Annotated in this window: 16 protein-coding genes, 1 tRNA gene and 2 rRNA genes; 16 read left to right on the forward strand and 3 right to left on the reverse strand. The window is 41.0% G+C overall.

The features are described 5' to 3' along the window. Positions 1 to 349 (forward strand): 23S ribosomal RNA (locus I6N90_RS22085); the annotation flags it as partial. 126 nt (positions 350 to 475) lie between these two features. Continuing rightward, positions 476 to 592 (forward strand): 5S ribosomal RNA (rrf, locus tag I6N90_RS22090). Positions 593 to 673: 81 nt separating this feature from the next. On the opposite strand, the gene I6N90_RS22095 is transcribed toward rrf, so the two are convergent. Both I6N90_RS22095 and I6N90_RS22100 read right to left on the reverse strand, forming a co-directional pair. Continuing rightward, positions 674 to 874 carry a hypothetical protein gene (locus tag I6N90_RS22095; RefSeq protein ID WP_197937890.1) on the reverse strand — a complete coding sequence of 67 codons (201 nt, stop codon included), beginning with the start codon at positions 872 to 874 and terminating at the stop codon, positions 674 to 676. 200 nt (positions 875 to 1,074) lie between these two features. Continuing rightward, on the reverse strand, positions 1,075 to 1,242 hold the full coding sequence (locus I6N90_RS22100) for a hypothetical protein (protein ID WP_197937891.1): 168 nt from the start codon (positions 1,240 to 1,242) through the stop codon (positions 1,075 to 1,077). A gap of 647 nt (positions 1,243 to 1,889) precedes the next feature. On the opposite strand from I6N90_RS22100, the gene I6N90_RS22105 reads away from it, so the two are divergent. From I6N90_RS22105 to I6N90_RS22160, 12 genes are all read left to right on the forward strand, one after another. Beyond that, positions 1,890 to 3,080, forward strand: a complete 1,191-nt coding sequence (locus tag I6N90_RS22105) for a GNAT family N-acetyltransferase (RefSeq protein WP_197937892.1) — start codon at positions 1,890 to 1,892, stop codon at positions 3,078 to 3,080. Between the two features lie 142 nt (positions 3,081 to 3,222). Then, a complete protein-coding gene (gene guaB, locus I6N90_RS22110) occupies positions 3,223 to 4,680 on the forward strand; it encodes an IMP dehydrogenase (protein WP_197937893.1) in 1,458 nt (485 codons plus the stop codon). Positions 4,681 to 4,910: 230 nt separating this feature from the next. Next, on the forward strand, positions 4,911 to 6,200 hold the full coding sequence (locus I6N90_RS22115; RefSeq protein ID WP_232243271.1) for a D-alanyl-D-alanine carboxypeptidase family protein: 1,290 nt from the start codon (positions 4,911 to 4,913) through the stop codon (positions 6,198 to 6,200). A gap of 122 nt (positions 6,201 to 6,322) precedes the next feature. After that, the gene (gene pdxS / locus I6N90_RS22120) at positions 6,323 to 7,204 is read left to right on the forward strand and encodes a pyridoxal 5'-phosphate synthase lyase subunit PdxS (RefSeq protein WP_197937894.1); all 882 of its coding nucleotides are present in this window, start codon (positions 6,323 to 6,325) and stop codon (positions 7,202 to 7,204) included. A 66-nt stretch (positions 7,205 to 7,270) separates the two neighbouring features. Then, positions 7,271 to 7,855: a pyridoxal 5'-phosphate synthase glutaminase subunit PdxT gene (gene pdxT / locus I6N90_RS22125; RefSeq protein WP_197937895.1), complete on the forward strand. Its 585-nt coding sequence runs from the start codon at positions 7,271 to 7,273 to the stop codon at positions 7,853 to 7,855. A 58-nt stretch (positions 7,856 to 7,913) separates the two neighbouring features. Further along, a complete protein-coding gene (gene serS / locus I6N90_RS22130; RefSeq protein ID WP_197937897.1) occupies positions 7,914 to 9,194 on the forward strand; it encodes a serine--tRNA ligase in 1,281 nt (426 codons plus the stop codon). Positions 9,195 to 9,291: 97 nt separating this feature from the next. Continuing rightward, positions 9,292 to 9,380: transfer RNA gene (locus I6N90_RS22135), tRNA-Ser, on the forward strand. 182 nt (positions 9,381 to 9,562) lie between these two features. Continuing rightward, positions 9,563 to 10,156, forward strand: coding sequence for a lipoprotein BA_5634 family protein (locus tag I6N90_RS22140; protein WP_197937898.1), 594 nt, complete (start codon positions 9,563 to 9,565; stop codon positions 10,154 to 10,156). Positions 10,157 to 10,219: 63 nt separating this feature from the next. After that, positions 10,220 to 10,567, forward strand: coding sequence for a hypothetical protein (locus I6N90_RS22145; protein ID WP_197937899.1), 348 nt, complete (start codon positions 10,220 to 10,222; stop codon positions 10,565 to 10,567). A 14-nt stretch (positions 10,568 to 10,581) separates the two neighbouring features. Further along, on the forward strand, positions 10,582 to 10,755 hold the full coding sequence (locus I6N90_RS22150; RefSeq protein WP_197937900.1) for a hypothetical protein: 174 nt from the start codon (positions 10,582 to 10,584) through the stop codon (positions 10,753 to 10,755). 26 nt (positions 10,756 to 10,781) lie between these two features. After that, positions 10,782 to 10,934: a small acid-soluble spore protein P gene (locus I6N90_RS22155; RefSeq protein ID WP_197937901.1), complete on the forward strand. Its 153-nt coding sequence runs from the start codon at positions 10,782 to 10,784 to the stop codon at positions 10,932 to 10,934. Between the two features lie 125 nt (positions 10,935 to 11,059). After that, a complete protein-coding gene (locus I6N90_RS22160) occupies positions 11,060 to 12,115 on the forward strand; it encodes a hypothetical protein (protein ID WP_197937902.1) in 1,056 nt (351 codons plus the stop codon). A gap of 77 nt (positions 12,116 to 12,192) precedes the next feature. On the opposite strand, the gene I6N90_RS22165 is transcribed toward I6N90_RS22160, so the two are convergent. Further along, the gene (locus I6N90_RS22165; RefSeq protein WP_332262497.1) at positions 12,193 to 12,549 is read right to left on the reverse strand and encodes a DUF4870 domain-containing protein; all 357 of its coding nucleotides are present in this window, start codon (positions 12,547 to 12,549) and stop codon (positions 12,193 to 12,195) included. 280 nt (positions 12,550 to 12,829) lie between these two features. On the opposite strand from I6N90_RS22165, the gene I6N90_RS22170 reads away from it, so the two are divergent. Further along, a complete protein-coding gene (locus tag I6N90_RS22170) occupies positions 12,830 to 13,162 on the forward strand; it encodes a PadR family transcriptional regulator (RefSeq protein WP_197937903.1) in 333 nt (110 codons plus the stop codon). Then, positions 13,159 to 14,505 (forward strand): FtsW/RodA/SpoVE family cell cycle protein, encoded by a 1,347-nt coding sequence (locus I6N90_RS22175; RefSeq protein ID WP_197937904.1) that lies wholly within the window; start codon positions 13,159 to 13,161, stop codon positions 14,503 to 14,505. The genes I6N90_RS22170 and I6N90_RS22175 overlap by 4 nt, the downstream gene beginning before the upstream one ends. The last annotated feature ends 41 nt before the right edge of the window (positions 14,506 to 14,546 follow it).

Raw genomic sequence — 14,546 nt, forward strand, 5'->3', positions numbered from 1 at the left:
GGGTTGGGCTGTTCGCCCATTAAAGCGGTACGCGAGCTGGGTTCAGAACGTCGTGAGACAGTTCGGTCCCTATCTGTCGCGGGCGTAGGAAATTTGAGAGGAGCTGTCCTTAGTACGAGAGGACCGGGATGGACGTACCGCTGGTGTACCAGTTGTTCCGCCAGGAGCACCGCTGGGTAGCCAAGTACGGACGGGATAAGCGCTGAAAGCATCTAAGCGTGAAGCCCCCCTCAAGATGAGATTTCCCAGTATGTAAGACCCCTTGAAGACGACGAGGTTGATAGGTTCGGGGTGGAAGTGCAGTAATGTACGGAGCTGACGAATACTAATCGGTCGAGGGCTTATCCTAATACGCTTATATAGGTCATACAACTTGTAAGCAAACAGCTAAAGACATTCAAGCAAGATCTTTCGTATCCAGTTTTCAGGGCGCAAAACGCTTTGAAGCAGATGTTTGCCACGAGCAAATGTCACGTTTGGTGGCGATGGCGAAGGGGAACCACGCGTTCCCATATCGAACACGACCGTTAAGCCCTTCAGCGCCGATGGTACTTGGACCGCAGGGTCCTGGGAGAGTAGGACGTTGCCAAGCACGAATAAACTACCGCATCTAACTGCGGTAGTTTTTTTGTGCGTACAGAAATGTGCATGTTGGCTATGCCAATGCACATTCCTATGGCAACGTTCTTCTCCCTACTGGGAGAGTATCTAACCCTTTTAATCGAAGTAACTCGGCGTAGCTGACTCGGTTTTTAGCGGAAGGTTTAGATGCCGACCGTGATGTAGCTCGAGATGCAAATTCATCCGGTGCGGAATGGCCGTTGCCAAGCACGAAGAAATTACTATCAGCCCACTCCTCAATGTAAGTTCTCATTCTAATTCCTCAATGTAAGTTCTCATTCTAATTCCTCAATCTAAGCGCATATATCCCACTATTTACTGAGGAAGGTCAATAAGTACTTCTTTTAAGCGTAAAAATACACTTATTTATTATGAAAAACCTAATTTGTTTGCTCTCTTAGTGTAAAAATACACTTATCAACCCGGGGTTGGAGCATTTCAGATGAAGTAGAGTTATTTATCTTGTGAGGAAAAGACATTGCGAAGAACCAACAAACCAAAACCAACAAACCAAAACCAACAAACCAAAACCAACAAACCAAAACCAACAAACCAAAACCAACAAACCAAAACCAACAAACCAAAACCAACAAACCAAAACCAACAAACCAAAACCAACAAACCAACTGCCTTCTCCTATGAAAGTTATTCATCTTAAAAATTTTGAATGTCATTCCCAAAAACCCATACGATTTTTAAATGAACTCAACGCGTACTGCCTAAAACCTACTATTCAAATTTTTTCTGCACTAACTAAGCTCAACCTCACAATTTACGAATGAGATACTTGAAGCGTAGGATAGAGGAGGATCTTACTCAAGAGGACATACGATCAGCTATTTGTGTAAAATGTATCGAAAATACATATTCGAGGACACAGAATCCGTTATCACACCAAAATGGTGCGAGAAATTAGAACATTTTCAAAAATAAATAAGAGATTCTGTGTCCTCCAAAATCGCAAAACAGGCGATATGGAACAAATAAGGGATCTAGTGTCCTCACATAGTGTGGTACTAGAAAAACATAGTTGTTCAATTATTCTTTTTTATGTTGAGTCTTGCTTGTAGTTTGAATCGTTTTTTATCTTCCTAACACGTATATGAACCTAATTTCGAAGGTATTATGCTTTTTTCATTTAATAAAATGTGATTAGACGCTTCTTAAGAAGCAAAGAAGCAAAAAGAGTAGAAGTTGTCCTTATTTACAGACGTAATACTTACATGATATGGTAACGGGTATATTTATTATTCAAGGAGGATCTTTTAATGCCTGAAAATCTGCGAATTGAACGTATAGGTTTGGATAGATTTACTGAAAGCGTTGAGTTATCTCAGTTTGCTTTTCAATTTAAACGTTCACCTGAAGAAATAGAAGAGTTAAAGGTTAATTTTCAAATTATACCTGCTGACCGCTTTGCAGTTATTATTGATAATCAAATTGCGGCACAGGCAACTGTTTTGGAGTTACATACAAATATTGCTGGGAAATCTTTTGCGATGGGCGGTGTAGCTGGGGTAGCTACTTGGCCAGAATATAGAAGACAAGGATTAGTAGGAAAACTTTTAGTACATGCACTTCAGGAGATGAAGGAAAAGGGACAAACATTATCGTTTCTTCATCCATTTGCTTTTGGTTTTTATCGTAAGTTTGGTTGGGAAACTTATATTGAATATAAGCAATACGAACTTACAACATCACAGTTGCCCTTAAGAACTAACTCTCCAGGGAAAATTGAGCGTAAAAGTGGATACTCCGAATTAAAACAAGTATATGATCAGTTCGCAGAACGTTATAATGGCACTTTGGTTCGATCAAATATATGGTGGGAAAGACGAGTTTGGCAAAATAAGCAGGGACAAGTTGTACTTTACTCTGACAATACAGGGAAAGCTCAAGGTTATTTAATCTATCAAGTAAAAGAAAAAGAGTTAAAAATACATGAACTGGTACATCTGAATGAGGAATCTAGATCAGCACTTTGGACATTTATTTCACAACATGACTCTATGATCGACAAAGTTTCTTTAGATGCACCAATCGATGATAGACTGGCGGACTTTTTACAGGAGCCTCGTATTAAACAAGAAATCATTCCGTATTTTATGGCGAGGATAGTTGATCTTGAAGCGTTTATTAACCTTTATCCGTTTCAAAAGAGTGCTGAATCCGATCACTTCTACCTCGAAGTAAAGGATGAGTATGCACCATGGAATGCGGGTACATATGAATTGACGATTAATTCGTCAGGAAAGGGGCATTTGTCCAGAGTGAACGAGGTTGAAGATGGAAAACCTATTATTCGAGCAGGAATTGGAGCGTTAGCTTCACTTTTTATTGGATATCGAACAGCGTCCGAATTATCGTATTCTAATGGCATTTCAGCCCAAATCGACACGATAAATCGCTTACATTCTCGAATACCCGAACGAACAACGTACTTAGCAGACTTTTTCTGAAGAATGGAACTGTGGAGGCTTGCCATTACGGGAAAAGTAAGGGATTTATCCCCATTTGACCAGCCTTGACAGCCCCTACCCCCTCTGCTAATATTGCAATAATATAAGTCAGAGGCAATGAAATTAAAGGAGGAACATACTCGTGTGGGAATCGAAATTCGCTAAAGAAGGGCTAACGTTCGACGACGTTTTGCTTGTTCCGCGCAAATCAGAAGTGCTACCTAGAGAAGTTAACATCTCAACTAAATTAAGCGAAAGTGTTAAGCTTAATATCCCGTTGATCAGCGCAGGCATGGACACCGTCACGGAAGCTGCTTTGGCGATTGCAATAGCTCGTGAGGGCGGTATCGGCATTATCCATAAAAATATGTCCATCGCGCAACAAGCAGAAGAGGTTGATCGCGTGAAGCGTTCGGAGAGCGGAGTTATTACTAACCCGTTTTCATTGACGCCACACCATCATGTATATGATGCAGAAGAGCTCATGGGCAAGTACCGTATCTCTGGCGTTCCGATTGTGGACCAAGATAAGAAGTTGGTCGGTATTTTGACTAATCGGGATTTGCGTTTCGTACACGATTATTCCATAAAGATTAGTGAAGTTATGACTCATGAAAACCTTGTAACAGCAGCAGTAGGTACTACGTTGCAAGAAGCTGAGGTTCTACTTCAACAACATAAGATTGAGAAATTGCCACTCGTTGATGAATCTAATGTACTGAAGGGCCTAATCACGATTAAAGATATCGAGAAAGCTATTCAGTTCCCTAACGCAGCTAAAGATACTCATGGCAGATTGCTTTGCGGAGCAGCTGTAGGTATTTCTAAAGATACAATGGACCGTGCAGAAGCACTCGTTAACTCAGGAATTGACGTCTTAGTTGTAGACTCTGCACATGGACATCACATTAACATTCTTGAAGCTGTTCGTAAGTTGCGTAATGCTTACCCTGATTTAACGATCATTGCAGGTAACGTTGCAACAGGCGAAGCAACAAGAGACTTGATTGAAGCTGGAGCTTCAGTTGTTAAGGTAGGTATCGGACCTGGTTCTATCTGTACAACTCGAGTTATCGCTGGTATTGGCGTACCACAAATTACAGCTATCTATGATTGTGCGACAGTTGCAAGAGAATACAATATTCCTGTCATTGCTGATGGCGGTATTAAGTATTCCGGTGACATTACAAAGGCGATCGCTTGCGGCGCTAGTGCCATCATGATCGGTAGTTTGTTTGCTGGTACTTCAGAAAGCCCGGGAGAGACTGAAATTTTCCAAGGTCGTAGCTTTAAAGTGTACCGCGGCATGGGATCATTAGGTGCAATGAAGGAAGGAAGCAAGGATCGTTATTTCCAAGAAAACGAAAACAAGCTTGTTCCAGAAGGCATCGAAGGTCGAGTTCCTTACAAAGGGCCGCTTGCTGACACTGTACACCAACTACTTGGTGGATTGCGTTCAGGTATGGGTTATTGCGGAACGTCTTCGCTTGAAGAGCTTAAGACGGATACACAATTTGTACGTATCACAGGCTCAGGTCTACGTGAAAGCCATCCACATGACGTACAAATTACAAAAGAAGCACCTAACTACTCCCTATAATATTTTTTATATATTGGTTAACAAAAAGACAGAGACATGCCACTTCATGGGTGCCTCTGTCTTTTTTATTATGTTATTGGGTATTATGTGACGAAGTAAGTTTACAATACATGTCTCCTACCGCAGTAAGAGGTGAAAGAGGTTTTATTGTAGTGTTCTCCTATGTTACAATTATGTTCGAGAAATTTAATGGAAAAATAAATGGGAAAAGGGGAACGATAGTGAAAGTAATGGGAAGGCCGGTTCGGTTATTGTCCGTCATAGCTGCCAGTTTGGCGATTTGTTTGGCTGTGTTGTCACTGGGTGCGACAAATGCATTAGCAGTAGGTTTTGACAAAAGGCCCAGTACGGAAAATTCACTTGGTTTACAGGTGAAATCAGCGATATTAATCGAAGCGGAGTCAGGTCAGGTATTATTCGAGGTTCTTCCGAATGAACCTTTGCCAATAGCAAGTATGACGAAGCTGATGACGGAGTATATTGTTCTGAATGAAATTAAAAGCGGTCGCATGACATGGGAACAAATCGTTACAGTTAGTCCTGAAGTAGAAGGTACGCACCCGTCCGAATCACAAATTTATTTGGCTACAGGCGATCAGCATTCGGTTAAAGATTTATATATAGCTATGGCAGTAGGATCGGCAAATGATGCAACAAAAGCACTTGCTGCTGCAATCTCTGGCAGTATTGATGTCTTTGTAGAAAAGATGAATAAAACAGCAGATGAGCTTGGTCTAAAATCAGCTGTATTTACTAGCGCAACAGGTTTTGAAGATACTACGGTGATGTCGGCTGCTGATATGGCGAAGCTTGCACGTATTATTTTACAAGAACACCCTGAGTTTTTGGAGTACTCAAGCATACAGTCATATAAATTCCGTGAACGTGATACACAACCAATGATTAACTTTAACTACATGCTGGGATCAAACGTAAACCAAATAGGTCTTAAGCATTTGGCCTACGAAGGTGTAGACGGCATGAAAACTGGTTTTACTGAGGCAGCAGGTTATAACTTTACAGGTACGGTCAAAAAAGGTGACATTCGCTATATTAGCGTAGTTATGGATGCAAGCACAAAGAGTACACGTTTCTTCGAAACGGCGAAGCTATATAACTATGCATATGCTACATTTGAGAAAAAGACTATCCTTCCACCAAAATCCGTTGTTAAAACAGTGGAAAAAGTGAAGATTAAAAAAGGCAAAAAGAAGTCAATTCCTGTCGTAACGGAAAAAGATATTACGTTTATGGTTAAAAAGGGTGTAGAAGCTAAAGTAACAATGGATAGCTTTGAGTTGCTTCCAGAGAAGGAACTAGTTGCCCCAATTAAAGCGAATACGAAGGTTGGTACAGTAACGTACAAGTATACTGATGAAGCAACAGGCAAAGATTTAAAATATACGGTTAACCTAGTGACGAATGAAGAAGCAGAGAAAGCAGGTTGGTTCCGTCTATTCTTCCGTGCTATTGGTGATTTCTTCTCGAACTTATTTAATAGTATTTTAGATTTGTTCTAATCCGAGTATGTTACAAGGAAATAAAGGGTTGTCGATTTACCAGCATTCCTGTAAAATCTATGGATAGAACTACTGCGGTATAATCGATATTCCAAGGGATAAAAAATAGGAGGAAAAGACAGATGGAAACAGGTACTTCGCGCGTAAAACGTGGTATGGCAGAAATGCAAAAAGGCGGCGTCATTATGGACGTAATGAACGCCGAGCAAGCTAAGGTCGCAGAAGCAGCAGGTGCTACAGCAGTAATGGCGCTTGAGCGCGTTCCTTCCGACATCCGTGCAGCTGGCGGCGTTGCCCGTATGGCTGATCCAACAATCGTAGAAGAAGTTATGAAAGTTGTTTCTATTCCAGTTATGGCTAAAGCTCGTATCGGCCATTATGTAGAAGCTAAGGTTTTGGAATCTATGGGCGTAGACTACATCGATGAGAGTGAAGTATTGACTCCAGCGGATGAAGTTTTCCATATTAGCAAACATGATTTCACTATACCATTTGTATGTGGCGCGAAAGACCTGGGTGAAGCACTTCGTCGTATTCAAGAAGGCGCAGCAATGCTTCGTACCAAAGGCGAGCCTGGAACAGGCAATATCGTAGAAGCGGTACGTCATCTTCGTCTAATCAACGGTCAAATCCGTAAAATTCAAAACTTGTCGAAGGACGAGCTATATCATGAAGCAAAACTTCTAGGTGTTGCTTATGATCTATTGCTAGGCGTTCACGAGAGTGGAAAGCTTCCAGTTGTTAACTTTGCAGCAGGCGGTGTAGCAACTCCATCAGATGCGGCTCTAATGATGCATCTTGGAGCAGACGGCGTGTTCGTTGGTTCTGGTATTTTCAAATCGGACAGTCCTGAGAAGTTTGCTCGTGCAATCGTTGAAGCAACAACTCATTATCAAAATTACCAACTAATTGCTGAAGTTTCGAAAAACCTTGGTGCTCCAATGAAGGGTATCGAAATTTCGAAGCTAAATGCATCTGAGCGTATGCAAGATCGCGGAATATAAGAATGAAGCAGGAGCCGGTCGATCCAATAGGGGAGGCCGGCCCTTTAAAGGATGGCGAGTAAAACGATGAAAATTGGAGTACTTGCGCTTCAAGGCGCTGTTGCAGAACATATACGTAGCTTAGAAGCGGCGGGCGCAGAAGCGGTCGCCGTTAAGCGAGTAGAGGAGTTAAGCGAGTTAAATGGTCTTGTAATTCCTGGTGGGGAAAGCACGACGATTGGCAAGCTTATGCGTAGATATGGCTTTATGGATGCGATCAGAGACTTCTCAGCAGAAGGTAAGCCACTATTCGGTACTTGTGCAGGACTAATTGTTCTTGCGGGTAAGATTGAAGGACAAGAGGATGCACATCTTGAGCTCATGAATATGACCGTTGCACGTAATGCATTTGGTCGTCAACGTGAGAGCTTCGAAACGGATCTAGATGTAAAAGGTATCAATGAGCCTATACGAGCTGTATTCATTCGTGCACCGCTCATTAAGTCAGTTGGCCCTGAAGTTGATGTACTATCCACTTATAAGGGTGAAATCGTAACAGCAAGACAAGGAACGCTTCTTGCTGCGTCCTATCATCCAGAATTAACGGATGATTACCGTCTTCATGCTTATTTCCTAGAGATGGTTAAAGAAGCAGCGTTAGCGAAAGCTTAAGAAGAGTTAACTATAACAACAAAACTAATTACTCTCTCCAGAGAGGAGCTTATTTAACGTGTTAGATGTAAAGATATTACGTACAGAGTTCGAAAAGGTTGAGCAAGGACTACGAAATCGTGGTGCTTCACTTGATCTTATTGCAGGTTTCCCAGCACTTGATGTAAAGCGTCGTGAGCTCATTCAAGAGACAGAGCTGCTAAAAAGTCGCCGTAACACTGTATCTCAAGAGGTTGCGAAGCTGAAAAAATCAGGTGGAGATGCTGATGCCCTCATCGTTGAGATGAGAGAGGTTGGCGACCGTATTAAGACTTTGGATGAAGAACTGCGCGAGATTGACGTTCAGATGGAGGAATTAACTTTAAACATTCCTAACATCCCGAACGAAAGTGTTCCAGTTGGCGCATCTGAGGAAGAAAATGTGGAGCTTCGCCGCATCGGAGAAGTGCCACAATTCGACTATGAACCCAAAGCTCATTACGATATCGCTCAAGAGCTTGGTATTCTTGACTTCGAGCGTGCTGCAAAAGTTACAGGTTCAAGATTTACATTCTACCGTGGTCTAGGTGCAAGACTAGAGCGTGCATTGATCAGCTTTATGATGGACTTGCACAGCGATAAACATGGCTACGAAGAAATTTTGCCGCCATATATCGTTAACCGAGATAGCTTAATCGGTACGGGCCAACTTCCGAAGTTTGAAGAGGATCTCTTCAAAATTAAAGATACGGAATATTATTTGATTCCGACAGCGGAAGTGCCAGTAACTAACCTTCATCGTGAAGAAATTTTGGATGCTGAAGAGTTGCCAAAAGGATTTGTCGCGTATAGCGCTTGTTTCCGTTCTGAAGCGGGCTCAGCAGGTAGAGATACACGCGGTCTTATCCGCCAGCATCAGTTCAATAAGGTAGAGCTAGTTAAGCTAGTGAAGCCTGAGGACTCCTATGCTGAGCTGGAGAAACTTACGAATGATGCTGAAACGGTACTTCAGCTACTGGGATTACCTTATCGTGTACTTACACTTTGCACAGGAGATATGGGCTTCACATCTGCGAAGACTTATGATCTTGAAGTGTGGATTCCAAGTGCTAATATGTATCGTGAAATATCTTCGTGCTCTAATTTTGAAGACTTCCAGGCTCGTCGTGCTGGAATCCGTTTCCGTAGAGATCTGAAGAGTAAGCCAGAGTTCGTGCATACGTTAAACGGCTCAGGTCTAGCAGTAGGACGTACAGTAGCTGCTATATTGGAGAATTATCAGCAGGCTGACGGTTCTGTCGTTATCCCAGAGGTACTTCGTTCGTATATGGGTGGAGTTAGCGTGATTGAAGCTCGTTAATTAGAGTTAAAAATAAGTTGTACCACAAGTTAAAAATAGTACTTGCATTATATTTGGATCTTGTGGTACAATATTTTTTGTTACGACTTACACATATGGAGAGGTACCGAAGCGGTCATAACGGGGCAGTCTTGAAAACTGTTAGAGCGCAAGCTCACGTGGGTTCGAGTCCCACTCTCTCCTCCATCTTTACCCTAATAAGAACTTACACCCCAACGATTATCGTTGGGGTTTTTATATTCTCAGAAATATAATGGATTCTTACATTGCTGTAAGTTTCTTGTCACTAAGATAAATGGCTCATCATTCCCTTGCACCCTATACTGTAGAGAGTAACAAGGACTACACTCAGATAGGGGCGATATATAATGAAATGGAATAAAGCGGTGATGTTGTGTGCAGCGACTGTTATAGCGGGATCTATTATGGCAGGCTGTGGTATGTTTTCGAAAGCAAATGGTTTCATCGTATATGGTGAACAGAAGCAAGTAGAAGATGCAATTCTTAAAGAGGTCAATAGGTTCGAAGAAAAAGATGTGTACCGTATTAAATTAGCAACAGATAAAGATAAAAAAATCGTAATCATGGATGAAACAACAGCAAAAGCACTTTTGAAAAAAGGGCTGATTAAAGAGGTCAGAAGTGAAAATAAAGTAGCGGCTCTTAAATCATTACCTGCGATCGAGAAAGGCAAAGGGATAATATTTGCCCAGGAAAGTAAGTCTGAAATCAACGTTGACGGACAATCCATTTCGGTCGCTTATAAGGGTAACACGGTTATTGGGGATGCAAGACGTTACGGAGATATGTTTGTAGTTCTTGAAGATGCAGATTGGAAAGAACTAAAGGGTGATGAAAAAACGATGGCCATTATTAAATATAAGAAGGACCCGAGTGAAAGACTTAAACAGTTTACCGATTCTGATGTAGAAAAAACGCAGCTTGTTAAAATAGCCGATTGAATGCACTCGATGTATAAAAGCAAATGCACCTCCACATCTTAATGGTGTGGAGGTGTTTTACTTATGGCTAAATCTGATGAGCTTCGTATAGATCCAGAGAAGCTTGCTGAAGCATGGCAACGAACGTTGCCAGAAACATTAAAGGGTTCCGATCGCTGTGAGGTGCATCGTGATGAAGTAGATGACAAATCGCTGCGAGTCACGATTTTTGCTGCCGGGCATCAAGGTTATGAGGTTGATTTTAAAGTGACGTATGTGGATAGTCGTGAAGTAAAGGTGGAACTTATTGATGTAGAAAAGGATAATGTGACCGTCGATGAGAGAACGGATATTATCCAGCAATTGATTCACGACTATAAGAGGCACTTGCATGAATGTGCGCAGGCATTGCAGCAATTGACTCACGCTTAAGGAGTGGATAGAACATGACGAAGGCGAAGGGTACTGCAGATAAGAACTTGTCGAACGTTGTAGAGGCGCTAGATGTGGAGCCTGTTAACAGTCATCAGGCACAGCAGCTTCAACAAGATAAAAACGATCGTCGTCATCAAGATTCTATAAATTTTGATCAACCGGCAGATTTGGATCATCAACACTAACACACGTAATAGAGGAGGTTTTGAAAATGGGTAAGCCGGATAGTGTACCTGTTCCAGATAGCGTTCCTCATAATCAGAAGAGCAAGCAAAGAAATAACGAAGGGCAACAGGAACCGTTGTCTGGATCGAAAAAAACAAAAAATAAAAACCATGTGGATCATCATAATCCACAAGGTTAATGAGCGGTATAAAAGGTCTCGCCTCAGCTAATTGAGGCGGGATTTTTTGGTGCGTGCTTCTAATGATGCTCAAATTAGTATAGACTGGAGATGCTAATAAAAAGTACGATGGAGGAGACATTTTCATGAAGCAACTATCTCGATTTGCACTTATTGTTATGATGATAACGGCAGTCGTTATTTCAGGATGCAGTGGAGCTACACCACCTAAACAAGCGCTACAAGCGGCAATCTTGAAAACAATGGACGCAGAATCGTATAAACTTTCGACGACGATACAAATAAACGAGTTAGATCTACCTGTTGCGACAGAAGCAAAAGGTTTCTCGATAGGCAGCTTTGCAGGAATATTAAAGGATGCAACGATTAAGGTCGACGCTCACTATTCCAAAAAATCGGTGCGAACCGATATGAATGCTGAAATTGTATTACCAGGTATGATGGATATGAAGCTTACAGTTCCAATGATTATGCAAGAAAATTTATTGTATGTAAAATTACCAGTGCTACCGTTATTACAACTTCCAGAGTCAGTGGTAGGAAAATATGTTGTAGTGGATTTGGATAAATTAGCGACGGACCAAGGTACAAATTCGCCAGCTTCTTTTGCAGAATTACAGAAGTTTATAAAAGAATTTTCGGTTGCGGGTTTGAAACATTTTGATGAGAAGACTTACTTCAGTAAAGTAAAAGCAGCAGATGCTCAGTTGATCGAGGGGCTAAAGGTTGATCAAGTTGTCACGTTTGCAATTAATGATAAAAATTATGCTGGGACAGTAGAGCTATTAGTTAATAAAGTGTTGCCGGAGCTACTCGATATCGTTCTTGCAAATGAAGCATCTCATCAAGTGTTGCAAGTGGAGAAAGCTGAGCTAGAAAAGCTGAAGGCAGATTGGGATACTGACAAAACAGAGCTTCTTAATGTGCTTCAAAATGATTTGAAAATCCATACTCTAGAGCTAACAGGCGCGATTAAAGATAAATATCTTGTTTATCAGAATGGTAAAGTAAATATGGAAGTAACGAATAAGGAAAGCGGCCTAATTAATAAGGTTGGCTTCTCATTCTCGGGACATTATACAGAGCTAAACAAAGATGTAAAGTTCGAACAAGAGATACCTAAAGAGGTACTAACTTGGGAGCAGGTAAAGGTATTGCTCTCTTCGCCGGTCGGTCTATAAATATAAAATAAACAAAGAATAAAGAACCCCACAGATCAGACTCGCTGATGTTGTGGGGTTCTTTGTTCATTACAGTATTATTTAAAGAAACGAATAGTTAGCGGATAACGATAAACGATACCATCGTTTGCTTTAACTGCAGCAATAATGACCATTACAAGCCAGAAAATACCGACTGCAATTAATAGGAAAAATCCGATAAGGATGATAGCAAGAATAGTTGAAATAATCGTATAGATCAGGATGGATAATTGGAAGTTCATTGATTCTTTGCCTTGTGCATCGATATAAGCAGATTGATCTCTTTTGATTAACCAGATGACGAGTGGTCCAATAATGGAACCAAAAGGAATGAAAAATGCTGATAATGCAAGTAGATGGCTAAGCATACCGTAAGTTTTTTCATCTTTTGTAAGACCATAGGGATGGTTCACTTATAAATCCTCCTTTTTTTGATAAGTGTGTGTGTCGATATATATATATCTTATTCTGTACAATATGCTTAGTTTTGTCAAAGCTTGTATTTGTAAATGTTACTTACATATATTTTTAAAAAGTGAACGAATGAGTTGTTGCGATTGTCAGTATAGGTAGGAGGTGAACAGGATTTGGATTTTATCTATTTAAGTACACTTGCATAAAATGGATAAATTACTTTATACTAATACATAGATATTCGATGTATAGTATTTCGATGCATAGGGAGGGTTCACAATGAAAATTAATAAGGAGTTAATGAAAGGGAGTACGGTTATTCTCATCCTTACATTGCTTAGTCGTAAAGATATGTATGGGTATGAAATGACGAAAGAAATCGAACGAGGCTCTGAGGGCGTATTCACCTTTAAAGAAGGTACGTTGTATCCCATTTTACATACGCTTGAGGTAGAACGACTGGTAGAAGCTTATTGGAATGAGGAGGGTGGCCGAAAGCGTAAGTACTATAAGTTAACGGATGAGGGACGTGCGCAGCTTGCTGAGAAGCAGCGGGAGTGGCAGTTGTTTCGTTCCACGGTCGACCGGGTAATCGGGGAGGGCAGCTTATGAGTGAAGGTCTAAAAGGGTTTGGCAAACATCCGTTAATCGTTCAGTATTTGGAGCGGGTTTGTGGGCAAGTGAAAGCTAAGGATGTACATGAGGACATACGACTTGAATTGATGGCTCATCTGGAGGAACTAGCAGAGGAAAGAAGTGATCAAGAAGATAAATCCCTAGATGAAATAGTGAATGACGTTCTGAAGCAGATGGGTGATCCAAAGCAGGTCGGTATTGGCTTTCATGCAGTACATAAACCAAAGCCAGAGTGGAGCGTTATTGCGCTAATTGTAGGAATGGTTTGTATAGCTGTGGTTTCTATATTTGCGCTACATGAAGCTTACTCAGATGTTTTTTCTATTACCAATAAATTATTCTGCGGTCTCATCGGTACGGCAGTCATGATCGCATTGTATTTTGCTGATTATCGTAAGTTGCTACGCTATTCTTGGCTACTATATTGTGCAACATTATTATTGTTGGTACTAACTAAAGTGGGTGGGTTACATGTTAATGGGAAGCAACAATGGATTGATTTGGGCCCGTTTAACTTGAATATATATGCAGCATCACCTTATTTATTTTTGATTTCTATTGCTGGAATACTACATCTTCAGAGGAAGAAGGACTTGAAAAGTAAATTATTTTTGCTAGTACGATTTGTCGGGAATATTACAACGTTTATGATGCTTCCTGCATTTTTTTATTTATCGGCATCTGCATTATCTTATTTTGGTGTTTTTTGTATAGGACTTGTCGCTCTATTAATCATGGATGGAAGAAAAAAGTTACTTCTATATAGTGTTGCGCTTGCCAGTTCGTTTGTAGCTGTTCTCTTTCACCAGGATCCATGGAGGAAAGAGTTTATTTGGATCCGGTTATTAGGATTTGCACAAAAGAAAACGGATGCCAGCTACTGGACCGAACGTTCCGTAGAAGCGATTCAATCGGGAGGGATGTGGGGGCAGGGATTAGGTGCTGTTAACAACAGACTACCCATTCCATTCGGTGAAATGCAATTTTCATATTTGGTATACAGCCTAGGCTGGGTGTTTGGTGTAGTACTTATTCTGTTTTCTCTTGTGTTTGTTATAAGATTAGCTCGGATGGGCCGTTTGCTTAAAGATGGCTACGCTAGGGGGATAATAACTGCTTTAACCACTGTGCTGGGTATTCAGCTCATATGGAATCTACTGATGTGCCTTGGTCTACTTCCTATTATGGGGCTAAATTTGCCGATCATGAATTGGAGCTCCCAAACAGTTTTTGAATTAGCAGCAATAGGTCTTATGTTAAGTGCATATCGAAGGAAAGATATGATTAGTCAAAGTCAACTGCCTAAGGCAATTGCATAGACAAATCAATCTTAAGAACCGCACAATTGTGTGGTTCTTTT

Origin of the sequence: Paenibacillus sp. GSMTC-2017 (assembly GCF_016019935.1) — a bacterium.
GTDB lineage: Bacteria > Bacillota > Bacilli > Paenibacillales > Paenibacillaceae > Pristimantibacillus.